General features: G+C 43.7%; 20 protein-coding genes. 10 read left to right on the top strand and 10 right to left on the bottom strand.

Translation table 11 applies throughout. The features are described 5' to 3' along the window. Positions 1-28: 28 nt before the first annotated feature. Entirely contained in the window at positions 29-835 is an 807-nt protein-coding gene (xthA, locus tag R7Z77_RS09015; protein ID WP_005378433.1) for an exodeoxyribonuclease III, read from the top strand. Positions 836-928: 93 nt separating this feature from the next. Here xthA and R7Z77_RS09010 read toward each other — a convergent pair whose 3' ends face one another. The 6 genes from R7Z77_RS09010 to R7Z77_RS08985 all read right to left on the bottom strand — a co-directional run bounded on the left by R7Z77_RS09010 (position 929) and on the right by R7Z77_RS08985 (position 8,639). After that, the gene (locus R7Z77_RS09010) at positions 929-3,652 is read right to left on the bottom strand and encodes an ImpA family metalloprotease (protein WP_213967353.1); all 2,724 of its coding nucleotides are present in this window, start codon (positions 3,650-3,652) and stop codon (positions 929-931) included. Positions 3,653-3,806: 154 nt separating this feature from the next. Then, a complete protein-coding gene (locus R7Z77_RS09005; protein ID WP_005378435.1) occupies positions 3,807-4,484 on the bottom strand; it encodes an ABC transporter permease in 678 nt (225 codons plus the stop codon). Positions 4,485-4,487: 3 nt separating this feature from the next. Continuing rightward, the gene (locus tag R7Z77_RS09000) at positions 4,488-5,228 is read right to left on the bottom strand and encodes an ABC transporter permease (RefSeq protein ID WP_005378436.1); all 741 of its coding nucleotides are present in this window, start codon (positions 5,226-5,228) and stop codon (positions 4,488-4,490) included. Between the two features lie 81 nt (positions 5,229-5,309). Beyond that, positions 5,310-6,080 carry an ABC transporter substrate-binding protein gene (locus R7Z77_RS08995; RefSeq protein ID WP_005378437.1) on the bottom strand — a complete coding sequence of 257 codons (771 nt, stop codon included), beginning with the start codon at positions 6,078-6,080 and terminating at the stop codon, positions 5,310-5,312. Between the two features lie 83 nt (positions 6,081-6,163). Beyond that, the gene (locus R7Z77_RS08990) at positions 6,164-6,934 is read right to left on the bottom strand and encodes an ABC transporter ATP-binding protein (RefSeq protein ID WP_054729268.1); all 771 of its coding nucleotides are present in this window, start codon (positions 6,932-6,934) and stop codon (positions 6,164-6,166) included. Positions 6,935-7,175: 241 nt separating this feature from the next. Next, on the bottom strand, positions 7,176-8,639 hold the full coding sequence (locus R7Z77_RS08985; protein ID WP_033905046.1) for a hypothetical protein: 1,464 nt from the start codon (positions 8,637-8,639) through the stop codon (positions 7,176-7,178). Positions 8,640-9,093: 454 nt separating this feature from the next. On the opposite strand from R7Z77_RS08985, the gene R7Z77_RS08980 reads away from it, so the two are divergent. The 9 genes from R7Z77_RS08980 to R7Z77_RS08940 all read left to right on the top strand — a co-directional run bounded on the left by R7Z77_RS08980 (position 9,094) and on the right by R7Z77_RS08940 (position 22,079). Next, a complete protein-coding gene (locus R7Z77_RS08980; RefSeq protein WP_005378441.1) occupies positions 9,094-10,641 on the top strand; it encodes a DUF3360 family protein in 1,548 nt (515 codons plus the stop codon). A gap of 303 nt (positions 10,642-10,944) precedes the next feature. Beyond that, a complete protein-coding gene (gene pflB / locus R7Z77_RS08975; RefSeq protein ID WP_005378442.1) occupies positions 10,945-13,221 on the top strand; it encodes a formate C-acetyltransferase in 2,277 nt (758 codons plus the stop codon). A gap of 153 nt (positions 13,222-13,374) precedes the next feature. Then, a complete protein-coding gene (locus tag R7Z77_RS08970) occupies positions 13,375-14,352 on the top strand; it encodes a lipid A deacylase LpxR family protein (protein WP_042522123.1) in 978 nt (325 codons plus the stop codon). A gap of 211 nt (positions 14,353-14,563) precedes the next feature. Next, complete coding sequence (gene pflA / locus R7Z77_RS08965; RefSeq protein WP_005378444.1) at positions 14,564-15,304, top strand: pyruvate formate lyase 1-activating protein; 741 nt, start codon at positions 14,564-14,566, stop codon at positions 15,302-15,304. Between the two features lie 154 nt (positions 15,305-15,458). Next, positions 15,459-16,124, top strand: a complete 666-nt coding sequence (locus tag R7Z77_RS08960; protein ID WP_136976015.1) for an energy-coupling factor ABC transporter permease — start codon at positions 15,459-15,461, stop codon at positions 16,122-16,124. A gap of 136 nt (positions 16,125-16,260) precedes the next feature. Further along, complete coding sequence (locus R7Z77_RS08955) at positions 16,261-16,761, top strand: YfbU family protein (protein ID WP_017820021.1); 501 nt, start codon at positions 16,261-16,263, stop codon at positions 16,759-16,761. A 493-nt stretch (positions 16,762-17,254) separates the two neighbouring features. Next, positions 17,255-19,189, top strand: a complete 1,935-nt coding sequence (locus R7Z77_RS08950; RefSeq protein ID WP_005378447.1) for a PrkA family serine protein kinase — start codon at positions 17,255-17,257, stop codon at positions 19,187-19,189. Between the two features lie 47 nt (positions 19,190-19,236). Next, positions 19,237-20,508 (top strand): YeaH/YhbH family protein, encoded by a 1,272-nt coding sequence (locus R7Z77_RS08945; protein ID WP_005378448.1) that lies wholly within the window; start codon positions 19,237-19,239, stop codon positions 20,506-20,508. An 11-nt stretch (positions 20,509-20,519) separates the two neighbouring features. Then, positions 20,520-22,079, top strand: coding sequence for a SpoVR family protein (locus R7Z77_RS08940; RefSeq protein ID WP_005378449.1), 1,560 nt, complete (start codon positions 20,520-20,522; stop codon positions 22,077-22,079). An 80-nt stretch (positions 22,080-22,159) separates the two neighbouring features. Here R7Z77_RS08940 and kdsB read toward each other — a convergent pair whose 3' ends face one another. From kdsB to msbA, 4 genes are read right to left on the bottom strand one after another with little or no spacing between them, the layout of a single operon-like run. Next, positions 22,160-22,915: a 3-deoxy-manno-octulosonate cytidylyltransferase gene (kdsB, locus tag R7Z77_RS08935; protein WP_017634738.1), complete on the bottom strand. Its 756-nt coding sequence runs from the start codon at positions 22,913-22,915 to the stop codon at positions 22,160-22,162. Beyond that, the gene (locus R7Z77_RS08930; protein ID WP_009707122.1) at positions 22,915-23,094 is read right to left on the bottom strand and encodes a Trm112 family protein; all 180 of its coding nucleotides are present in this window, start codon (positions 23,092-23,094) and stop codon (positions 22,915-22,917) included. Before R7Z77_RS08930 ends, kdsB begins: the two co-directional genes overlap by 1 nt. Beyond that, entirely contained in the window at positions 23,075-24,082 is a 1,008-nt protein-coding gene (gene lpxK, locus R7Z77_RS08925; RefSeq protein WP_017634739.1) for a tetraacyldisaccharide 4'-kinase, read from the bottom strand. Before lpxK ends, R7Z77_RS08930 begins: the two co-directional genes overlap by 20 nt. A gap of 5 nt (positions 24,083-24,087) precedes the next feature. Further along, complete coding sequence (gene msbA / locus R7Z77_RS08920; RefSeq protein ID WP_033905044.1) at positions 24,088-25,836, bottom strand: lipid A ABC transporter ATP-binding protein/permease MsbA; 1,749 nt, start codon at positions 25,834-25,836, stop codon at positions 24,088-24,090. Between the last annotated feature and the right edge of the window lie 253 nt (positions 25,837-26,089).

Raw genomic sequence — 26,089 nt, 5'->3', positions numbered from 1 at the left:
AAAAGTACGCCCCCAAAAAGGATAAATAATGAAAGTAATCAGCTTTAACATCAATGGACTACGTGCGCGACTGCACCAACTCCAAGCGCTAATCGACAAACACCAACCTGATGTGATTGGTCTTCAGGAAATTAAAGTTCACGATGAAGCATTCCCGATTGAAGCTGTCGAAGCCATGGGCTACAAAGTGTATTTTCATGGTCAAAAAGCACATTACGGCGTAGCAATGCTTTGTAAGCAAGAGCCTCTACACGTACAAAAAGGGTTCCCGACGGATAACGAGGAACATCAAAAGCGCATGATCATGGCAACGTTTTTAAATGAAAACGGCGAAAAGGTCACTGTACTAAACGGCTATTTCCCTCAAGGGGATAACATCAGCCACGAAACCAAATTCCCATACAAGCGCCAATTCTATAAAGATCTGATGACCTACCTAAACGATCATCACAATAACGACGAGCAATTGATTGTTATGGGTGACATCAACATCAGCCCTATTGATGCAGATATCGGTATCGGCGAGCCAAACCGTAAACGTTGGCTAAAAACAGGTAAATGTTCATTCCAACCTGAAGAACGCGAATGGTTGAAAACCTTACTAGACTGGGGCTTTGTGGACACCTTCCGTAAGCTATACCCAGAGGTGAACGATCAATTTTCGTGGTTTGACTACCGTTCTCGCGGTTTTGATGATAACCGTGGCCTACGAATTGATGTCATTTTGGCAACCCCTTCTCTAGCGGAAAAGTGTATTGAATCTGGTATCGACTATGAGCTTCGTGGTATCGAGAAGCCTTCAGATCACGCACCAATCTGGTCAACATTTAAGTAATATATTGCAAAGCTATAAGCGAGACTCAACGCTAAGCTTAATCCAATAAAAAGGGAGACTCAGTCTCCCTTTTTCATACAAATTACCATTTAATCACTGATTCAGCGGCCAAACCGTTTGACCATCAACAGTTATCGGTGTTTGTGCAAATTCGTTCAGACAGTAGCCTGTATTACTACTTGCAAAGTAAGTGAGCGGCATCGGCGGTAGATTCAGCGCCACAACCTGCTGTTTCGCTTTTTCTGTGAGCGAGAACCCCCACATATCGAGATAGTTAGTCATATCTCGCTGAGAGATGTAGCTCAGAGCAATAAGCAACCAGTCGTTGTTCGAGATGCTATTTGCTTCTTCCCGAGAGTAGTTGGCGAAACCAATACTCAATCGTCTCTCATCCCAAAGCGCATCGTCCGATTTTAAGCGGTTAAACTCACGTTCAATCAGGTGCAAGCGCGCCAATAAATGCCAACCATTTTTAAGCACACCTTCATGCTGCGCCGCCATCATCATTTGAATGTAAACACGAGCGCCCCAACTCCAACTGGTTTGATTTTGCGCAGCCATGTATGCGTTTGGATCCGCTTGAGTTCGGCTAGCTTGCAATAATTCAAACTGGCCTTTGAAATCCAAGCTTTGGCAAGTTGAAACTTTTCCCGTATTCTGGAAGAAACGAGACTTACTGTAATACGAGTAGTAATTGGTCGTTGAATGCCCTTCCCAGCCTGAAAATCGGAATCGACCTTTTTCTAAACCATGACCAAGCTCATGTAAATCACCGTGACCGAGTGGGCTGAATGACCAGTAAGCATCGTAAGGGTTACCCGAACAACCATAACCACACGTCGCTTGGTCAGCGTTCATGTGCTTCACTATATCAATATTGGCGATTTCCCAACCTTGATTTTTGGCATACTGGATAATTTCCGGAACCTCATCGATCCCCGGCCCTTGGAAACCTGCCAGCACATGCGGGTAGTTGTGAACATATTCTTCTGTTGCAAGCGCCATTTCCGAAGGGGTAGACCACATTTCATCGTTGACCGACTCCAACATTTTGTCGCGCTTTGAGTGTACTTCAAACCCAGGAGTGATCAGCTCAGCCCAATCGAATAAATTGGCTTCTAACTGTTGAATAAAAGCGTCGTTGTCCTTCTCACTTCTCCAAACTGGATGCTGTGCCACATGATTAAATTTCAGTTCAACCGGAACATCATTTTTGTCAAAGTGAACCTGTACTGGACCACCATAAGGAGAAGTCAGCGTGATGGTTTCACCCGGCTTCACTTCATAGCCGAATGAAGTCAGCAGTTTTGGTCGCGTGTATCCATCTTTGCTGAACTCATGAGTTGCACCACTTCTTAAAGTGTTGATGACAATCTTAGTCGCCACATCATTGCTGTCATTACGTTTAACCGTAAAGGTTTCCCCAGGAAGTGCATACACACCAGCCGAACGGAAGTTACGCTTTGATTCCATATTAATCGTTGCACTGATTCTCTTTATGTCAGGGCTAAACTCACTACGGCTGAAGTTCCCCATATTTGGTTGTTTTGGGTTTACGCTTCGGCTGTTGTATTGCACGTAATCGGAAAAGTACGACTTTAGGAATTCGGTCATTTGGGTTGATTGTTTGTCCATCGGGAAGACAACCGTTTGACGATAATGATCAGCCAGCAATACCATGAGTTTTTCGTATTGGTAGCCGTTTTGATTAAACAAATCTACTTTTTGTTCATCAAGCTTTTGCAACCAATGGCGAATGCTGTTTGCCCCTGCATAAAATTGACTGTCCATATTCGCAGTGTCAGGGCAGGATTTGTCATCACACTTTGACAAGTCAACGTTGAAATTTTGAGATTCAAAACGAGACAACAACGCTTGTTGTGTAATAACAGAATCCGGCACAACGTTCATCAACGATGAAGGTTCCCAGTCGACCAAGCCTAACTTACGCCAATAGTTATCTCCCACATAATCAACATGGAATTTTTCCAAAATGTCTTGGCCAAGATCAGTTAGTCCTCCATCCCAATGCAGGTATAGAACAGGAATTTGGGCTTGCTCAGCGTATTCCAAAGCTTCGAGTACTGGTTTGTTGGTATCTCCAGATTGCAGATGCTGTGACAAGATCAATAAGTTTGGAGTATTGGTTTGCAAGCAGCTAAGTAGCTTCGAACCATCGCATAGGTTGGCCTCGTTAAACGCCAGCTCTTGTGAAACATTGTCTTTCAGCCAATTCCGAGTCGCTTGCTCATCCGGAAAGTAATAAGACTGATCCATTTGCGCGATGACGACGTTTGAAGTAACTCCGCCCGACAACCAAGTGACCAGGTTACTTAACCATTGCGTCATCGCCGCGTTGGAAGAGTCGGGAAAACGTTGTGCCGTTCTAAATGGGTTACTACCTAATAGTGCGTAACGTTGACCATTAGACTTTTCCCCGGCAACGCCAATTGACAGCGCTTGATCTTTGTAACCGCTTGCCATGGCCTTATTGGTCATCAAGATGGTGTCGTTGAAGCCATACTGAGGTGCCAAGATCGCGGCATCATGGGTTGGATCCCAATAAAGACCTGAAAGGTTTTTCGCAATTGCAGATTTGATCGTATTCGACTGCATCTTGTGGTCTTCTACAACCTGACGACTTTCTCGAATGAAATCGCTCGGGTCAGAAACGAGCAGTGCATTACCAGTTTCAAGAGCTTGTTGAACTGGAGCTGGCGTTGGTTTTACTTGAGCATTAGGTTGTGATTCTCCCTCTCCCCCACCACATCCTGTGGCTAAGGCGGCAATGCCCAACGATAGAATTGTTTTTTTCATTTTTACTTACTAAACAATGAGTTTATCGAATGTTAATGTAAGTTAATGAATAATAAGAAAGAGTCTTTTACATCGGCTGGAAAAATAGGAATGAAGATAACAAAATTATCAAAAGCAATAGCACCCACTCCGGTGCTATTGCCTCTATTGATAATTAGCTTAAAGGACGTAGATAAGCTAAGAAACGCTTCTCTGCCACTTTGAAACACCACAAAATCATAAACGTCAGTGCCATGTAGAACAGCCCCGCCGTCAGGAAAGACTCAAATGGTGCATAGTAGCGCGAGTTAACTAGACGCGCAGCACCAGTTAAATCCATGATGGTAACGATGCCCGCGACTGCACTTCCGTGCAGCATAAATATGACCTCGTTGGAATAAGCTGGTAATGCTCGACGCAATGCACTCGGCAAGATAATACGTCTGTATGTCATAAACTTACTCATGCCATAGGCTTTCGCAGCTTCCACCTCACCTTTCGGCAAACCATTAATCGCACCACGAATAATTTCTGCGGTGTAAGCCGATGTATTCAGAATAAAAGCGACCAAAGCACAGAACCAAGCGTTCTCCCACAAGGTATCTTTCACAGGGAAAAACTGATCCATGCCGTAGTAAATCAAATACAGCTGAACCAATAGCGGCGTTCCACGGAAAAAGTAAATGAATCCCCAAGAAGGTAAGCTTAGAGCGTAATTGGTACTATTGCGTGCCACGGCTAATGGGATAGAGACACACAAGCCAATAACCAACGCTAATCCCACTAACCAAACTGTTGTCCAAAGTCCCTGAAGATAAGTTGGAAAGCTTTCAATAATCAAAGAAAAGTCCATAACTTACCTCGCATGAATACTGAACTTACGCTCAACAAGCTTGAGTAGCCCGGTCGAAACGCTGGTAAAAAATAGAAAGATGAGCGCGACAGCCATGTAAAAGGTGAACGGCATTTTCGTTGTACCTGCTGCCAATGAGCTCATTCTCACCATGTCATCCAGACCAATAATGGAAACTAACGCTGTGGTCTTAAGTAACACTAACCAGTTATTACCAAATCCAGGTAATGCATGACGAATCATCTGAGGAAGTAAGATTCTTCTAAACGATAAAGCAGAACTCATCCCATAAGCTTTCGCCGCTTCTAATTCACCCTTGTCCACCGCCATGATCGCTCCACGAAAAGTCTCCGCCATGTAGGCGCCAAAGATAAAACCAATCGTGAGTACACCAGCTATAAATGGGCTGACATCAATATAATCAGGTAAGTAAGACGTCCATTCATGGTTTGGATCACTCGAGGCAAACCACTCGTTGAGCGTTTCGTTGATGGAGTAAAGGCTGTTATTTAAAAGTATTTGTCCACCAAAGAAAATTAGCATCATCAGAACCAAATCTGGAATGCCGCGAATGACGGTGGTGTAAAGAGTGGCAATCGCCCTTGCCCATTTGTAAGGCGCTAACTTAGCTAGTGCGCCAAGCATGCCTAAGACCATGGCGAGAATGAGTGAAAGCACTGCAACTTCTATTGTTACTAAAGCTCCTTTCAAAATCGAAGCTTCGTATCCTTGTAAATCTAGCATAGGTGAGTTCCTAATCCCTAAACTCAAAAAATCGACCGTTGACTACTTCTAGGAACAAGCCAACGGTCGCTTAATTACGGTTTATTCACCGTACACATCGTAGTTAAAGTATTTACCAGCAATTTCTTGGTAAACACCTTTCTCACGTAGTGAAATAATTGCTGCGTCGAGTTTCTTCGTCAGATCTTTGTCTTGTTTACGAACAGCGATACCCATACCTTCGCCAAACCATTTTGGATCGGTTAACGATGGTCCAACAAACTCATAAGCTTCGCCACCTGCTTTGTTGATCACACCCTCTTCTAGAGCAGACGCATCACCTAAAACGGCAGCAATTCGACCATTTTCTAGATCAAGATACGCTTCATCAAAAGAGCCATAACGCACAATTTCAACATCATCGCCGTAGTTGTCAGTTAAGTACTTGTCATGTGTCGTCGCACGTTGCACGCCAATTTTGACATCTTTAAGATTATCAAAATCTAGACCCGCACCTTTCTTAGCGATAAATTTATTTGGAATTTGTGCGTACTTGCCAGTGAAATCGACTTTTTTCTTGCGCTCTTCAGTGATAGACATTGCTGCGATGATGGCATCGTACTTACGTGCAAGCAGAGAAGGAATAATACCATCCCAATCTTGAGCGACGATTTTGCACTTCACTTGCATCTCTTCACAGAGTGCATTTGCCATGTCTACGTCAAAGCCTTTTATTGAGCCATCAGTTTCTGTCCAGCTAAACGGAGGGTAAGCACCTTCGATACCAAAGCGAACTGTTTTCCATTCTTTCGCTTGGGCAACACCTGATACTGCCGTTGCAGCAATCGTTGCTGCTAATAACCACTTTTTCATTTCCATACTCCTGTGATTGCTATTTTATTTCGTTTTGTTTGTTGTGTTGGCTTAGGAGGCAATAGTCTGCCGCCTAACAAATATTAGTAAATGGATGAGATAAACTGCTGTAATCGTTCTGAATCCGGGTTTGTAAATAGCTTAGCTGGATTTCCCTGTTCTTCCACTAAGCCTTGATGTAAAAACATCACATGGTTTGATACGTCACGCGCAAACGCCATTTCGTGCGTGACCACCAGCATAGTTCGCCCTTCATCTGCCAAATCTCTCATTACCCCCAGAACTTCTCCTACAAGTTCTGGGTCAAGCGCAGAAGTTGGCTCGTCAAACAACATCACCTCTGGGTCAACTGCTAGCGCACGGGCAATAGCTGCACGTTGCTGCTGGCCGCCAGATAAGTGCCCAGGGTAATAATCCTTACGCTCATACAAGCCTACCTTCTTAAGCAAGACTTCTGCGTTTTCAATCGCTTGAGCTTTTGGCACGCCTAAGACATGAACAGGCGCCTCAATCACGTTTTCTAGTACGGTTAGGTGAGACCAGAGGTTGAAACCTTGGAAAACCATTGCCAGGCGTGAGCGAATACGTTGGACTTGCTTTTCATTAGCAGGAACAGATTCACCTGCTCTGCTGTTCTTCATTTGGATTAATTCACCATTTACCCAAATTTCGCCCGCGGTAGGCGTTTCTAGCAAGTTGATACATCTGAGAAAGGTACTCTTACCTGAGCCGGAAGAGCCAATAATGGAGATAACATCTCCTTTGTGCGCGGCAAGTGAAATGCCTTTTAAAACTTCATTTTGTCCAAATGTTTTGTGCAGGTCTTTTATATCTAGCGCTGGTACATCATTCATGCGCCCTACTCCCTGTGTTTTTGTCACTGCAATTAAGGGACTCCGCCCTCTCTAATTCGGAACAAATTAGCACCGCCCCTTGAAACTTGCAACAAATTATTAACCTAAATAATTCGAATAGAAAGATACGATAGGCAAATTAATATGCAATATATAGCAACATATTCTTCAAAAGTTGAATATTAAATATAAAAAAGCCCCTTTCAAAGGGGCTTAATAAATTTACAAAAGTGTTAAGACGCTACTTAACCAATACCATAAAATCAGATTTCTGAGCATTCGTATTGACCTTCTCAGAATCAACTTCACTGATCACAAGACCATCGTGATCCACTTTAAGATCGGTCACATCACCATGAGAGAAAAGAGAAACAAAGTCATAGCTATTTAGGTTTGCTTCAGCAGACTCCACGACAATAGATTGTGAGAAATCACTTTTAGAAGAAACTTTCAAATCTTGCTTCACACTGTCATCGAATGTGTAGTAGAACAACTCCGGAACAACGACATCACTCTCTAAAGTTGTAAATATCTTGTGTGTTACTCGGTGTAGTGTTCCAGAGTTAGACTCTGCACGATATGCAAGGCGGCTAAAGCCTTTATCTTGGTCAGTGAAAGCAAAACCAGTATCAATAGTTGAGCCTCTCACCACATGCGACGCAGGCAGAGCATTTAGGTTGTAGTAAGCGCTTGGATCAATTGAGATATCCCAATTTGCGTCCTGATACATCTTTTGGTTCAGCACTACCGTCCAACCATTGATAGGTTTTTCAGCTGCAACACTGTAAGTCCAAGTTTCCGTTTTTGGCTCAAGCGGGTGGTAGAACTTCGTCGTTGACATAGGTAGCTCTGCAACTTCGTAGTTGTAATCACCAACAAGTACACTGATGTCTAAAGTGTCATATTTAAAAAGTGTTGGGTTCAAGATTGGAGAAGAGCCATTCATGCCAACCAACGGCAATGGTGATTCACTCGACCAATCGCGAATACCATACTGGTGCAGTTCTGTTTTCGCTGCGTCTGCATATTGTAGCACGACTGTCGACTCCATCTTCGAACCAATTGCTCTTACATCCAAAGAATCAATAGAATAGGTAGGCTTAGACTCTTTCGCAATTTTAGATATGAAGTTGTACTCTAAGCCACCAGCCTCCGTTGCTTCATATTTAAGGTCAGTTCGGGTAGCCTTACGGAAGTTGCCATTTTTATTGCAAGCAGACACCGCCTCTCGATTCATTGAGAACGTTGAGTTTCTAAGGTTATTGTCCTTTAAAAAATCTCGACCGAAGCTGTTTGCCGTAAATACTGTTCCAGAAGCATCAAGCAACTGATAAGTAAAATAGCCGTCCTCAGGAATGTCTTCTAGAACAAATTTCAAAGTAGTGCCTGATGGGTAGATAAAGTCGCCTTGACGGACACCATTCTTGTCTGAATAGAAACCGACGACCTTACCTCCTGTTAGCTGTGCACTTACGGCTGGTTGATAGGTCAATACCTGCTCGATGCCGTTGCCATCTACTCTTCGGTCGTAAATAGTACAGCTGTCTTTTTGTGCATTTGTTTCACTAATGACATTTGGAGCTGCAAAAGTAAAAGTGAATGTAGTTCTTGGTGTGGAACCACCGCCACCGCCGCCACCGCCGCCGCAACCGACCATTAACCCTGAGATGATTGCCACTAGTGGCAGTACTTTAAGCTGTTTCATGTCTTTTTCCTAAACTGAGCGGCAATGATTAGCCAAAAAATTGTCTTTGCTCTGTCCAAAGCAAGAATAAAGCCAGCTTTATATAATCACCGTGAATATTGACATTTAATCTGCATCTCGTGCAAAAGGACAAAAAGTTCTAATTTTATGCAACTTGTGTAATGAAATTACACAAGATCTCCGCATCTCATTCGCATGCCAGAAACTTTCTGTAGTTTTATTTCACAACCATTCTTAAAGTGATCTAAATCAATCACCCTAAATGGCTATCTTGCTAGACTCCTGCCAAAAGATGAGGCTTTTTTTTGCGCCTCAACACAATAAGTTATTAGCTATGCTTAGGCACAGTGTCGACGTGTAACAAATCTAACAATAGCTAGCATAAGCGTGCCGCAGGATGCGGATTAACACAATTGAATGAAGAATTCATAACTTTTAAATATATGAGGAATCTATGTCAGACGCAGTTAACAAAACGCACTCTGATTCAGATATCGAGACCAAGAGCTACCGTGAGCTTCATCGTCCAGCATCTGAGTTCGCAAGCCGTTCAGACTACCTAGACCACGAACTACAAATTATGAAGCCACGTCGTTTTGGCTTGAACTTGCCAGGTCGTGACTTCCGCTTTGAGCTTGAAGACCTTGTTCCAGCACTTGCTGGTACTATCGGTATTATCGCAATGTACTCTGCGGTAATGATGTCTTGGGCTGAAGGTCTTACTGCAGCATGGGACCACGTAAACTTAGGCAAGGACTTTGCTATCGAAGTTGCGCGTGTAGAAATGCTCATCCCTGCACTTCTTTTCTGTGTACTTGCCTCTGGTTTTATTAACCCTAAAGCCAATCTAGCAGGCAACCACGGCCCAATGATCCCTCTTATTGGTACCATCGCTCTTGCTGGTGCTCACCCTCTTGCATTAGCAATTCTCATTGGTGTGTTTGGTTTGATTTTGAGCCTCTTAAAAGGTGGGTCAAAACTGGTTAACCTCACCTCTGAAGGTACGGCTGGTGGCCTTCTTATTTTCTTAGGTTTAACCGGAACCATGAGCCAAATTAACTCTATTCAAGCTTGGGCTGTTGGTTTGCAATCCGATACGGTTGCCGCTGGTAGCATGGGTTACATCGGTCTAATTGTTCTTGCGGTTACCATTGGCTTATACGCGTTCCTTGCTAAAGTGAACAAACGCTGGCTAGCGATCCCTGTTTGTGCCTTCACTGGGCTTGCAATCGCACTTGCTCTTGGCGCAGGCTTCGATATTAAATTCGTAACCGAGACAGGCCTTCCAAACCTAAATCCAATCTACTGGTGGGGTTCAACAGAAGAAGGTTGGATGCTTGGTCTTCCTAATATGGAACACTTCATCGCTTCTCTACCATTCGCCATTCTTGCGGTAGCAATGTGGTCACCTGACTTCTTGGGTCACCGTATCTTCCAAGAGATGAACTACCCACGTAAGAGTGAGAAAGTGCTGATGGACGTTGATGACACAATGACAATGTGTTCCGTTCGCCAAATGGTCGGTACTGCAGTGGGTGGTGGTAACATCACATCATCTTGGGGGACTTACATGATCCCTGCTGCAATCGCGAAACGCCCTATTCCTGCTGGTGCCATCTTACTAGGCTCTCTATGTATTATTGTTGCAATCCTTGGTTTTCCTATGGACGTTGCAGTATGGCCTCCAGTTATGCGCGTTGCTCTTCTCGTTGGTGTATCTCTACCACTGCTTGAAGCTGGCATGCAGATGGTGAAGGACTCGAAAGACTCACAAGCAGCAGGTATCTGTATCTTTGGTTCTGCCGTTGTTAACCCAGTTCTAGCTTGGGCACTAACTATGCTTTTAGATAACAACGGTTTAATTGGAGATAAAGAGCGCGCGTCTCGCCTATCATTTGTAGACAAGATTGTGATCCCAGTAAGCGTACTTGTTATCTGTTTAGTTGCTATGCTTGCAGTTGGTATGCTTGAAGGCCAGTATGGCATCCAAGCTTGGCTATAAGCTAGCAGTCCAGAAATTTGTGGGTAGCGCTCGTCGCTACCCCATTTTTATCGAAATTTTTGAGGATTTATTGATTTAGTTTAAGGTTTGCAAAAAAATTTTAGTTTAACCTCTAACTGTTGCTTAAAAAGAGAAACGTTAAAACTAGTGACAATATTTATAGTTTTGTAAATCGAATACGTAAATTTAAGACTATAAATATTGTTATTCATAAGAGTGTACTGTTCCCCTCTTTTATCTGGGGATAGCTGGCTCAACGGCGAAGCAGTACGTATTTTTTTCTACTAAAAAGGTAGGTATGTCATGGCAGAGCAATTTGCTAAAGCTTGGGAAGGTTTTGCTGCAGGCGACTGGCAAAACGAAGTAAACGTTCGTGATTTCATTCAGAAGAACTACACTCCGTACGAAGGCGACGAATCTTTCCTAGTTTCTGAAGGTACTGAAGCGACTAACAAGCTTTGGGCTAAGGTAATGGAAGGCATCAAACAAGAGAACGCGACTCACGCTCCTGTTGATTTTGATACTTCAGTTATCTCTACCATCACTGCTCACGATGCAGGCTACATCGAAAAAGACCTAGAAACTATCGTAGGTCTTCAAACTGACGCTCCTCTAAAACGTGCGATCATCCCTAACGGTGGTATCCGCATGGTTGAAGGTTCATGCAAAGCCTACGACCGCGAGCTAGACCCACAAGTTAAAAAAATCTACACAGAATACCGTAAAACTCACAACCAAGGCGTTTTCGATATCTACACTCCTCAAATCATGGCGTGTCGTAAATCTGGCGTACTGACTGGTCTTCCAGATGCATACGGTCGTGGTCGTATCATCGGTGACTACCGTCGTGTTGCTCTATACGGTATTGACTTCCTAATGAAGGATAAATTCGCGCAGTTCTCTTCTCTACAAGAGCGTTTTGAGAACGGCGAAGACCTACAAATGACAATGCAGCTCCGTGAAGAGATCGCAGAGCAACACCGTGCTCTAGGTCAAATCAAAGAAATGGCTGCAAAATACGGTTGTGATATTTCTCGTCCTGCTGAAACTGCGCAAGAAGCTATTCAGTGGACTTACTTCGGTTACCTAGCTGCTGTTAAATCTCAAAACGGTGCGGCTATGTCTCTAGGTCGTACTTCTACGTTCCTAGACATCTTCATCGAACGTGATATCGCGGCTGGTAAGCTAACTGAAGAACAAGCTCAGGAAATGATCGACCACTTCGTAATGAAACTACGTATGGTTCGTTTCCTACGTACTCCTGAGTACGATGATCTATTCTCTGGCGACCCTATCTGGGCAACTGAGTCTATGGGTGGTATGGGTCTTGACGGTCGTACGCTAGTTACTCGTACAAACTTCCGTTTCCTAAACTCACTATACACTATGGGTCCTTCTCCAGAGCCAAACATCACTGTTCTTTGGTCTGAGCAACTACCTGAAGGCTTCAAGAAGTTCTGTGCGAAAGTATCTATCGATACTTCTTCTATTCAGTACGAAAATGACGACTTAATGCGTCCAGACATGAACTCTGACGACTACGCGATCGCATGTTGTGTATCTCCAATGGTTGTTGGTAAGCAAATGCAGTTCTTCGGTGCTCGTGCGAACCTTGCGAAAACAATGCTTTACACCATCAACGGTGGTGTGGATGAGAAGCTAAAAATCCAAGTTGGCCCGCAAATGCCTAAGATCGAAGGCGATGTTCTTAACTACGATGAACTGTGGGAGAAAATGGACCACTTCATGGATTGGCTAGCGAAACAATATGTGACTGCACTAAACGCTATCCACTTCATGCACGATAAGTACAGCTACGAAGCGGCACTAATGGCTCTACACGACCGTGACGTTAAACGTACTATGGCTTGTGGTATTGCTGGTCTATCTGTTGCGGCTGACTCACTATCTGCAATTAAATACGCAAAAGTTAAGCCAATTCGTGACGAAGACGGTCTAGCAATCGACTTCGAAATCGAAGGCGATTACCCTAAATTCGGTAACAACGACCCACGCGTTGATGACATTGCATGTGAACTTGTTTCTGTATTTATGGGCAAAATCCGTAAGCTTAAGACTTACCGTGATGCAATCCCTACTCAGTCAATTCTTACTATCACTTCAAACGTGGTTTACGGTAAGAAAACTGGTAACACGCCTGACGGTCGTCGTGCTGGTGCTCCATTTGCTCCAGGTGCAAACCCAATGCACGGTCGTGACGAGAAAGGTGCTGTAGCATCACTAACTTCAGTTGCTAAACTGCCGTTTGCTGACGCACAAGATGGTATCTCTTACACATTCTCTATCGTACCTAACGCACTAGGTAAAGATGAGGGTTCACAACGCGCTAACCTTGCTGGCCTTATGGATGGTTACTTCCACCACGAAGCGGGTATCGAAGGTGGTCAACACCTAAACGTGAACGTTCTTAACCGTGAAACTCTAGAAGACGCAGTTAAGCACCCAGAGAAATACCCTCAGCTAACAATCCGTGTATCTGGTTACGCTGTTCGCTTCAACTCTCTAACTGCAGAGCAACAAGCTGACGTAATCGCGCGTACATTCACTGAGTCTCTATAAGACTATAGCGAAATAACGTTCTAGTAATACAACAAAGGCTGATGCTAAGTAGCATCAGCCTTTTTTTATTTCTTGAATGAAAGTTGTGATATCGCGAAAGACTTTTGCCCGCATTCTTACGTATGATGCGAAAAAAGTTAGCAAATAAAGTCTATGAGATTTAGTAAATTAATTATTCTTACCCTTCTTTCTCCAGTTGCAATAGCATCCACTAAGTCTACGGTTTCTTTTACCATCGACAACGATGGTATTTTTGGCGTCGATCAAGACTATACGAATGGTGTTTTCCTTTCTTACGCGACAGACCAACTGACACAAGAAAGCCAATGGAAATGGCTGAGTCTAGCTAACTCAGAGCACGCCAATATCGATAAAATAGAGTTGGCTCTTGGCCACAAGATGTGGACTCCAAGCGACATTGAAGCCGATTATCCACTAATCAATGATCGCCCATATGCCGGTTACCTACACACCGAAATCAACTACCTTTCCCTAACGAGTGACAAAGCTGTACGGTACAATTTCACCATAGGAACTACGGGTGAAAGTTCGCTATCAGAAAAGGCGCAAGAAATCGTTCACGGCATAACAGGATCGACGGACCCTCAAGGTTGGGATTACCAGATTGAAGATAAAGTGGCGTTCAGCCTTGGTTACCGCGTATTTAACAAATTGATGCGCAGCGAAGAACAAAAAACACAATGGGAGATCACCAACATTAACGACATCAATGCGGGTAACTTCCGTAGTGATGTCTCTCAAGGCGTCATGTTTCGTTGGGGTACAAACCTAGCGAATAGCATCGGAGCCGCCAATATCAGTGTCGAAAGCCCTTTCTCAGCAAGTATGATCGCTCAGAACACGTCGAGTTGGTTCTTGTTCACCGGGTTTGAAGGTCGTTACCGCTTTAATGACATGACTATCGAAGGCGATCGTCCTGGCATTCCTGAACCGTCAGCGCCATACGACGTCACACTGCAAAATTGGCAAGCAAGTGCCGTCGCGGGAGTATCTTGGTACAACCAAAATTACGGTGCAAGCATCACCTTTACAATTAAAACACCGGATTATGAAGAAGCCCAAACCGATGTTTATGGGACAGGCTCGTTCTCCGTGTTCGCCTTTTTCTAAAAACTGGATTATCCCAGCATCGAAGTCAATCTAGATACACGGCAAGTTCTCGGGGTAGGTATTAACCACCTCGTGTTCAAGCGTTTATGTAGATTGGCTCCATCTATTTTCTTTCTTCAAATAACCTTGCATTTAGTACCGACAAAGCTGTTTTAACCCTGCTTTTTGTAATAAAATAACAGCTAGAATTTACTAGTAATGAGAGCAAAAGATGTCAACAGCTGGTCGTATTCACTCATTTGAGTCATGTGGTACCGTAGACGGACCTGGTATTCGATTTATCGTCTTCTTGCAAGGTTGTTTAATGCGCTGTAAGTATTGCCATAACCGCGATACTTGGGACACGCATGATGGCAAAGAAGTCACGGTTGAAGAAATCATTTCCGAAGCGAAAAGTTACCGCCACTTCATGAATGCATCAGGTGGTGGCGTTACTTGTTCTGGCGGCGAAGCGATGCTTCAACCGGAATTCGTACGTGATTTTTTCCGCGCAGCTAAAGCCGAGGGCATTCATACATGTCTAGATACTAACGGTTATGTTCGTAAGCACACTGATGTTATCGATGAAGTACTGGATGCAACAGACTTAGTCATGCTTGACATCAAACACATGAAAGACGAAGTGCACCAAGATCTCATCGGTGTATCCAACCGACGCACATTGGACTTTGCTCGTTACTTACAAAAAATCGGAAAGAAAACATGGATTCGCTATGTCGTCGTGCCTGGTTACACAGATGACCCAGAAGCAGCACACATGCTTGGTGAATTTATTAAAGACATGGATAACATCGAAAAGGTCGAGTTACTTCCTTACCACAAACTAGGGGCTCATAAGTGGGAAGCGTTAGGCTTAGAATACCCACTCGAAGGCGTAAACCCGCCACCGAAAGAAACCATGGATGAAATTCAATCCATTCTTGCTCAATACAACGATAACGTAAAATACTAAGTGAACCGCAAGACTAACCTCTTTAAAATACCAGCTTATTGCTGGTATTTTTTTGATTATATCTAAGCCTTATCAGTGAGTTTCTCTGCGATCATTTAGGTATAAAAAGAACGATAGAAATGATTGCGTAATGTTCGCATAGGAAGGAAGTAACATGGATTTGTTTAACTTAGGCTCTCTTGTTGTCTCAATTTGGATAGTAGCTGTCTACTGCCTACCAGATTGGAAAAAAGTCGTTTGGCCCAAAATGGAAAAAGAAAAAGGATTTCAGCACCTCGTTTTTGCAACGCTCTTCTTTTTCAGTATTTTATGGGCCGCTCAAGCAGGTGTAAAAGAAGGATTACAGATTCATTTTCTTGCACTAACAACGCTGACGATGATGTATGGGTGGCGCATGGCATTTCTACTCAGCATTCCCGCTATGTTGGTCAACCACCTACTACATGATGTGTCCTTGCTACTCTTACCCACGTCGTTAGTTCTATCTGCCCTAATTCCGATTTTCATTAGTTACTTAGTGTTTCTTCTGAGTTACCACTACTTGCCACGAAACATTTTTGTTTTCATCTTCGTTGCTGGATTTTTCAATGGCGCGATAACAGGAAGTCTGCACCTCATCATTAACTCTTTTTATCACCTATCCGTTGGTCACTACGATTGGGAAACCATTCAACATAACTACTTTGTTTTTGTGCCGTTGCTCGCCTTTCCTGAAGGTCTACTAAATGGTATGGCACTCGCGGTTTTAACCGTATTCAAGCCAGAGTGGCTGAGAGTATTTTCAGACCGAGACTACATATACAATCATTACCATAGATAAGTGTTTTTAAACTGGTCAAAAGTGACAGTTCTTGCCATTTTTTAGTATTAAATATGTGTTGAGATCATGTTTCACTCGTGTCTTAAGCGTTAACCTAAGCACATTAAAAATGTATTAGATATCTAGTGAGGTCACCATGGAAATGTCAAACGCTCAACGTTTGATTCTATCAAACCAATACAACCTTATGTCTCAACTTGATCCAAGTAATGCGGCCAAATACAAACGCTTACAAACGATCGTTGAACGTGGTTATGAACTACAAATGCGAGAGTTGAACAAAGATTTCGGCTGCCTCTCAGAAGCAGAGTGTCGTGAGATCATCGACGTTATGGAGATGTATCATGCGATGCAAGAATCTTACAACATGCTAGAAGATGAAGATCGCAGCAACGTGGATCAACGTCGCTTGAAGTTCTTGGGATTTGATATCGCTTCAGAAGCGCAACAAGTACATTACGTACGTTTTCTCATCGATTCTGAAGGTTTGTACCCTCAGTTTGACAAGGCAGATCATCACTTTAACAGCCAAATGCCGATGCTAGATAAATACCGCCGTATGCTGCAAACTTGGCGTAACTGCCCTCGTCAGTATCATTTATGTGAAAACGAACTAGCGCAAATCTTCAGCGCATAAAATGGTCATCTAAGAATGAGGAGAGCGCCCGCTCTCCTTGTTATTTACCCTGTCACAAACTTATCTAAGACTTTGCTCTCTTCCTACCTCTTTCACTTGCCTTGCTCAATGTAGAACAACGAATCACTGAGACTCTTCCGTCTTTGCCAAATATTTGATTTCTATTGCACCTATTCACGACATAAATTCGTCCTTAATAAAAGAGTGATTCAAATGTCACTTTTACAATAAATTCATAATTGTTAAGCAAAATTGCAAATCCCCGACTAGGCTTAAGTAGAGAAAGGCTGTGATTGAAAAATTCATATCCACCGCTCACCGTTGTAACGAAAAAACCGTCCATAAAGCAAAGTCTTTGGTGTCGCCAATCTTACATTCTGTACGAACCAAATATGATAACAGGACGTATATTCAAACAACAACGAGCATAACTGTTGGTGGAAAGCCTGAATCAACGTTCGTCGGTAGACTGACTATTAAAGGGGAAAGCGACATGAGTATTTTCGACCACTATCAATCAAGATATGAAGCTGCAAAAGATGAAGAGATGTCGTTACAGGAGTTTTTAGCCCTGTGTAAAGATGACAAAAGCGCTTATGCTAATGCAGCAGAACGCCTACTGATGGCGATTGGTGAACCAGAGATAATCGATACGGCAAAGGATCCGAGACTAAGCCGAATCTTCTCGAATCGTGTTATCTCTCGTTATGAAACCTTTAAAGACTTTTATGGCATGGAAGATGCCATAGAACAAATTGTGTCTTACCTAAAACATGCGGCGCAAGGCCTAGAAGAGCGTAAGCAGATTCTTTATCTACTCGGCCCTGTAGGTGGCGGTAAGTCTTCGCTTGCAGAAAAGCTTAAGGCTCTGATGGAACAGATGCCTATTTATGTTCTTACTGCTAACGGCGAACGCAGCCCAGTGAATGACCATCCATTCTGCCTATTCAAAGCCACAGAAGATGGCGATATTTTGAAAAAAGAATATGGCATCGAGCACCGTTATCTTCGCTCGATCATGTCTCCTTGGGCCGCTAAACGTCTTCACGAGTTTGGTGGTGATATCACCAAATTTAAAGTAGTGAAAGTACGCCCTTCTATCCTTGACCAAATCGGTATTGCCAAAACTGAACCAGGCGATGAAAACAACCAAGATATCTCATCATTGGTTGGTAAAGTCGATATTCGTAAGCTTGAACACTATTCGCAAGACGATCCAGACGCTTACAGCTACTCCGGTGCGCTGTGTAAAGCAAACCAAGGTTTAATGGAATTCGTTGAGATGTTCAAAGCACCAATCAAAGTGCTTCACCCGCTGTTAACAGCAACGCAAGAAGGCAACTTCAACGGTACAGAAGGCCTTTCTGCGATTCCATTCGACGGTATGATTCTGGCTCACTCAAACGAATCTGAGTGGCAGACCTTCCGTAACAACAAGAACAATGAAGCGTTCTTGGACCGTGTTTATATTGTGAAAGTACCTTACTGTCTACGTGTTTCAGAAGAAGTCAAAATCTACCAAAAACTTCTTGAAAACAGTGAGTTGTCTCAAGCCCCTTGTTCACCAAGCACGCTCGAGACTCTGGCACAATTCAGTATTCTTTCTCGACTTAAAGAGCCTGAAAACTCGTCCATCTTCTCTAAGATGCGTGTATACGACGGTGAAACGCTGAAAGATACGGATCCAAAGGCAAAAAGCTATCAAGAGTATCGTGATTATGCTGGTGTCGATGAAGGCATGAACGGTCTCTCAACACGTTTTGCCTTTAAGATTTTGTCACGCGTATTTAACTTCGACCAAACCGAAGTGGCAGCCAACCCTGTACATCTATTCTATGTGATTGAACAACAGGTTGAGCGCGAACAGTTCCCTGCTGAAACAGCAGAGAAATATCTCGAGTTCTTGAAAGGCTACCTAGTACCTCGATACGTTGAATTTATCGGTAAAGAGATTCAGACCGCTTATCTTGAGTCTTACTCTGAATACGGCCAAAACATCTTCGACCGATATGTCACCTATGCAGACTTCTGGATTCAAGACCAAGAGTACCGAGATCCAGAAACTGGTCAGCTATTTGATCGCTCTTCACTGAATGCTGAGCTAGAGAAGATCGAAAAAACAGCTGGTATTTCTAACCCGAAAGATTTCCGAAACGAAATCGTTAACTTTGTGCTTCGTGCGAAAGCGAATAACAATGGTCAAAACCCGGTTTGGACCAGCTACGAAAAACTGCGCACAGTAATCGAGAAGAAAATGTTCTCCAATACCGAAGAGCTACTTCCGGTTATCTCATTTAATGCGAAAACCTCTTCTGAAGATCAGAAGAAGCACGACGACTTTGTCGCTCGCATGATGGAAAAAGGCTATACCGAGAAACAGGTTCGCCTACTTTCTGAGTGGTACCTACGAGTACGTAAGTCATCCTAACCCAGTATTGAGTTAGGTCGCTTGTGAAACATGAAGAGGGCTATTTCATGGCGCAATTTATAGACCGAAGGCTCAATGGCAAGAACAAGAGCGCTGTTAATCGACAGCGCTTCTTGAAGCGCCACAAAGAGCAAATAAAAGAGTCGGTAGCAGACGCAGTGAATCGACGCTCGATTACGAATACGGAAACGGGCGAAGACGTCTCTATCCCTCACAAAGACATCAATGAGCCTATATTTCATCAAGGCAAAGGTGGTGTTCGCGAACGAGTTCATCCCGGTAACGACCAATTCATTACTGGTGATAAGATTGAGCGTCCCAAAGGTGGCGGTCAAGGTAGCGGCTCTGGAGAAGGGAACGCCAGTCCAGATGGAGAAGGCCAAGACGAATTTGTATTCCAAATATCAAAAGATGAGTACCTCGATATTTTGTTCGAAGATCTCGAGCTGCCTAATCTAGAAAAAAACCAAATTGCCAAAATCACAGAATGGAAAACGCACCGTGCAGGCTTTCAAACTGCCGGTATCCCTTCCAATATCGCCGTAGTACGTTCTCTGCAACAATCTCTTGCGCGCCGTACTGCAATGACTGCTGGTAAGAAACGACTTCTTAAAGAGTTAGAAGACGAACTTGCTCGCATCAAAAATATTGAACCTGCTCAGCAGTTTGAAGAGAACCGCTTGAAGGCTGAAATTGAAGAACTGCGCAAGAAAATCGAAAGCGTGCCGTTCATCGATACCTTCGACTTACGCTTCAAGAACTATGAGAAACGCCCGGTACCATCAAGCCAAGCGGTCATGTTCTGTCTAATGGACGTATCCGGTTCGATGGACCAGGCAACGAAAGACATCGCAAAACGCTTCTATGTTCTTTTGTACTTGTTCTTAACTCGTACCTACGAGAATGTCGAAGTCGTCTTTATCCGCCACCATACCCAAGCGAAGGAAGTGGACGAGCACGAATTTTTCTATTCACAAGAAACCGGGGGTACCATTGTATCTAGCGCGCTCAAGTTAATGGATGAAATAGTAAAAGAGCGATACCCGATTGGTCAGTGGAACATATATGCAGCTCAAGCATCCGACGGTGACAACTGGGCAGATGATTCGCCAAGATGCCGGGATCTGTTAGTGAACAAATTACTTCCAAACTGTCAGTACTACTCTTACATAGAGATCACGCGGCGCTCGCACCAAACTCTATGGCATGAGTACGAAAAACTCACTGAAGAGTTTCCTAATTTCGCAATGAAAAACATTCGCTCTGTGGAGGATATTTTCCCAGTCTTTCGTGAACTATTCCAAAAAGAAACGGCGTAAGGAGGCTAGCGATGAATACCGCAACGAGAAACCTCTCAGGAGAGGCGCCTAAGAAGCGTAACAGTAAAGTGTTGCCAGATGGACCAGATTGGACATTTGAGCTGTTAGAGCGATACCACAAAGAAATTAAGCGTGTCGCGGAGCATTATCGCCTAGACACTTACCCTAACCAAATAGAAGTGATTACTTCAGAACAGATGATGGATGCCTATTCAAGCATCGGCATGCCAATCAATTACAACCACTGGTCATTTGGTAAAAAATTCATTCAAACAGAGCAGAACTATAAACATGGTCAAATGGGGCTAGCCTACGAGATTGTGATTAACTCCGACCCTTGTATTGCTTATTTGATGGAAGAAAATACGGTAACAATGCAAGCACTCGTGATAGCACACGCGTGTTACGGCCATAACTCTTTTTTCAAAGGTAATTACCTATTCCAAACGTGGACTGACGCCAGTTCTATTATCGACTATCTGCTGTTCGCCAAAAAGTACTTAGCCGAATGTGAAGAACGATATGGCGTAAAAGAAGTGGAAAAGCTGCTCGACTCTTGTCACGCGTTAATGAACTTTGGTGTAGACCGCTACAAGCGTCCAGAGAAAATCTCAATTACAGAGGAAAAAGCAAGACAAGAAGAACGCGAAGCATACCTACAATCTCAAGTTAATGAGCTTTGGCGCACGGTACCAACAGCCAAGACGAAAGAGGAAGACATTAAAGAGCGATTCCCAAGCGAGCCTCAGGAAAACTTGCTCTACTTCTTCGAAAAACATGCGCCGTTGCTAGAGCCATGGCAACGTGAAGTTGTTCGGATCGTCCGTAAGATCAGTCAGTATTTTTATCCGCAAAAACAAACGCAAGTCATGAATGAAGGCTGGGCAACGTTCTGGCACTACACCATACTCAACCATCTTTATGATGAGGGCTTGGTGTCTGAAAAGTTCATTCTAGAGTTCTTACATAGCCACACCAGTGTCGTGGCTCAGCCGCCTTATAACAGTCCTTACTTTAATGGCATTAACCCCTACGCGTTAGGCTTTGCCATGTTCCGAGATATTAAGCGTATCTGCGAAGAACCAACTGATGAGGACAAGGAGTGGTTTCCAGATTTAGCAGGAACCGACTGGTTAGATGCAGTGCATTTCGCGATGCATAATTTCAAAGATGAAAGCTTTATTAGCCAATACCTTTCTCCGAAATTAATGCGTGATTTCAAGCTGTTTGCGATCAACGATGATGACCATAAGAACTTTATTGAAGTCGCTGCTATACACGATGAGATGGGTTATAAACGCATTAGAGAAACCTTAGCCGCTCAGTATAACTTATCTAATCTTGAGCCAAACATTCAGGTGTTTAATGTCGATGTCCGTGGTGATCGATCGCTTACGTTGCAGTACGTTCCTCACAACCGCATCCCACTTGATGATAGTTACGAAGAAGTTCTAAAGCACGTGTACCGATTATGGGGCTTTGATGTCATTCTCCAAGAAGTGAAAGACACCGGTCACCGAGAGGTGTTAGCGACCTGCCCTAAACGGAACCAATACGACACTAACATTTAACTAATACCGCGATACGAGTAAAACAAAAAAGGCTCCTAATTCAGGAGCCTTGTTTATTCTTAAATCTATATGAGCATTTGTTACGCTTGCTTTGCAACAATCGCGCGCACGGCTTCTAGGTCTTCGGGCGTATCAACCCCTGCCGCTGGTGCTTCTTTCGCTACCGCCACATGAATTTTTTCACCGTACCAAAGCACTCGCAGTTGCTCAAGACACTCAATCTGCTCTAATGCACTTGGTGCCCAGTTGACATACGTATTAATGAAACCAGCTCGATAAGCATAAATACCAATATGACGCATTAATGGGTTGGCAATGGTTTTGTCTTGTTTAGCAAAGTTATCGCGATCCCAAGGGATGGTTGCTCGACTAAAGTACAACGCATAGCCTTGCTCATCTGCGACAACTTTAACAGCGTTCGGGTTGAACACTTCCTCTTCCGAGTCTATTTCTACAGCTAACGTCGCCATCGGGGCTTCACACCCTGATAAGTTATCAGCAACCTGACGAATGATGGACGGCGGAATCAAAGGCTCATCCCCTTGCACATTAACAATAATGTGGTCTGACGGAATAGCCATCTTTTCAACAACTTCTGCAAGACGCTCCGTACCTGATTCGTGCTGGGGAGAGGTCATACAAACTTTACCACCAAATGACGAAACCGCTTTCGCAACACGCTCGTCATCAGTTGCAACGATGACATCTTCCGCACCCGCTTGTAGCGCTTGTTCATAAACCCACTGAACCATAGGCTTACCACCAATATCCGCTAGCGGTTTACCAGGCAAACGGCTCGATGCGTAGCGCGAAGGGATGACAACCGTAAAAGACATTAGCGTCCCTCATCCATGCTCATAGCGCGAGCTTCAGGCTCTAGCAGAACTGGAATACCCTCTTTGATCGGGTAAGCAAGGCGATCCAATTTGCAGATCAACTCTTGATTATCTTTATCGTACGTCAGCTTACCTTTGCAAACAGGGCAAGCTACAATCTCAAGTAGACGGTGATCCATAAGCCGCTTTAACCTCTTTTATTCTATTTAAAATTTGCTCTGCATCGTTTGACTCAAACTGGGCAGATACAGGCAGATACCACCAATTATCTTGCGCATAATGGCTGCACTTGACGGCATCTTTCTCGGTCATAATCACATTGGTCCCTTGTTGAGCCAATGCTTCTAATTCTTGTTGATCAAAGTCTTGATGGTCAGCAAAACCTTTTGTGACTTTAACATTTGCGTTCATCGAGTTTAGTGTATGAAAAAAACGCGGAGGATGCCCAATGCCCGCAAATGCGACGAGATCTTTCAACTCCGAGACATCCACATGTTGCTTAGTCTTAAGATTAATAGCTTTAGAGGGTGCTAAAGCCATTGCGATTTCGCCCGTATGCGCTTGACCGCCATTGGTGATGATAAAGTCGACTTCTTTAAGTCGCTCAATACCTTCACGTAAAGGACCTAATGGAATCAGGCTTTCATTCCCAAACCGGCGATTCCCATCCACAATCACTAACTCAATATCACGGCCTAACGCATAATGTTGTAATCCATCATCCGTAATTATGATATCCACATCCAAATCTAGCAGTGCTTTCACTGCATTTGAACGCACAGGATCTACCGCAACAGGTGCTCCTGTACGGCGATGAATCAACTTAGGTTCATCGCCACAATGCTTCGCTGGCGTATCTTCTTTTAGCACTAACGGATAGGCAGGAGCCTTTGCCCCATAACCACGAGAAACAACCCCCGGCTTAAAGCCCATTTGCTGTAGTTGCTCAACAAGCCACACAACAACTGGTGTTTTACCATTGCCACCAGCAGTGATATTGCCAACCACAACAACAGGTATAGGCGCATTATAAGCTTGCTTGCGGCCAGTTTGGTATTGCTTTCGCTTTGACTTGCTTATCGCTCCAAATAATAAACTCAGTGGCCACAAAAGCGGCCACAAGAGATATTTTATTGGATGGCTTTCAAACCAGATTTTTTCAATCACCGCGCTTATTCACCAAACTGAATACGGTGCAATTGTGCATACGCACCATTTTTCTCAATAAGCTCAGCGTGGTTGCCACGTTCAATGATGGCACCATCATCAACCACAAGAATTTCATCGGCTTTCTCGATTGTGGATAAGCGGTGCGCTATTACAAGTACCGTTTTGTCTTTTTGCAGCTCATCAAGTGCAGCTTGAATAGCTCGCTCGGATTCAGTATCCAAAGCTGAAGTTGCCTCATCAAGAATTAGCACTGGAGCATCACGCAATAGAGCTCGCGCAATCGCAACACGTTGGCGTTGACCACCAGACAAGCTAGCACCATTTTCACCAATCATCGCATCTAGTCCGCCATCCATCTTACTGATGAACTCCATCGCATGCGCGAGTGTTGCCGCTTTCTCGATATCACTGCGCTCGTATTGGCCATCCGTTGCGTACGCAATATTGTTTGCTATCGTGTCATTAAACAAATGAACATTTTGCGATACTAGTGCAAATTGCTGACGTAAATTCTTTAGCTCGTAATCACGAATATCATGCCCATCTAATGTGATAGATCCACTGCCAACATCATAGAAGCGGTTGAACAAGTTCGCGATGGTACTTTTACCTGAGCCAGAACGGCCAACTAGCGCCACCGTTTTTCCTCTTGGAATATCGAAGCTGACATTTTCCAATGCTGGTTTTTCTGCGCCAGTGTAAGTAAAGCTTACGTTTTTAACCGAAACATCGCCATTTGCGCGTTCAACTGTCAACTTACCTTCGTTTTTCTCAGGCTCGAGGTCAATTAACGCGAAGAGCGTTTGGCTCGCGGCCATACCACGTTGGAACTGAGAAGTAACGTTAGTCAGCGCTTTAAGTGGGCGCATCAGACCAAACATTGCAGAGAACACAACAGTAAATGTACCTGGAGTCAGTTGCTCTTTAATCGAATCAATACTTGCTAAATAAAGAACGGCAACAATTGCAAGTGATGCAATCATTTGGATGATAGGGTTAGCCGCCGCTTGAGCCGTCACCAACTTCATGCTTTGTTGACGCATTTGGTTGCTGACTTTTTCAAATCGTTGACGTTCGATGTCTTGGCCGCCATAGCTCAACACAACTTTATGGCCTTTCAGCATCTGCTCTGCTGATGCAGTTACGTTACCCATCATGGTCTGCATATTTTTGGATATTTTTCTAAAACGTTTAGAAACAACACCAATACCCCATGCCACAACGGGAGCAACAGCAAACAGCACTAGCGACAATTGCCAGCTGTTGTAAAACATCAAGACTAACAGACCAATGATACTTGCGCCTTCACGGACAATGCTCACCAACGCTTGGCTAGTTGCCGCTGACACTTGCTCTGAGTCGTAGGTTATACGCGACAATAAATTGCCCGTCTTTTCCTTATCAAAGTAAGACACCGGCATATGCATAAAGTGATTGAACACCATGCGACGGACTTGCATAACTACGTTGCCAGATACCCAACTCAAACAGTAGGTGGAGACAAATCCACTTATGCCACGAATGAACATCATAGCAAAAATAATCAATGGAAGCGTGCGTAAAAAATCAGACTCAGCGTTCCCAAAACCTTCATCGAGTAGCGGTTTTAGCAAGGAAATCATATAAGTATCTGATATTGCATTAATAACTAATGCTAAAACAGCAACGATTAGGCCAGATTTATAAAGGCGTATAAATTGCCAGAGACGCTTAAACGTCTGCCAAGTCGTTTCATCAGTATTTGTTGACATAGAAGTGCTTTGTTTTCTTACATTAAGGCATTCATTCTACTCTGTTAGCGCTCATATGCCTATCCCTAGAACGTACACTAAGTTTGCTAACGTATAAGACTGCCACTTTTACCCAGTAGATCTCCAATGTGTCATTGGCTAACCTACTCTGACTCAACTGATATTCAATCTTAAATAGGCTTTGTTGCGTAATTCGGACAGAAAACCAAGTCGTCCGAAATTGAATAATTATTAAACAATATACTGAGTTTCA

It is taken from the genome of Vibrio sp. 1401, assembly GCF_033340295.1.
Note: the sequence above shows the minus strand (reverse complement) of the source record. Positions and strands in the feature narration are given on the sequence as shown.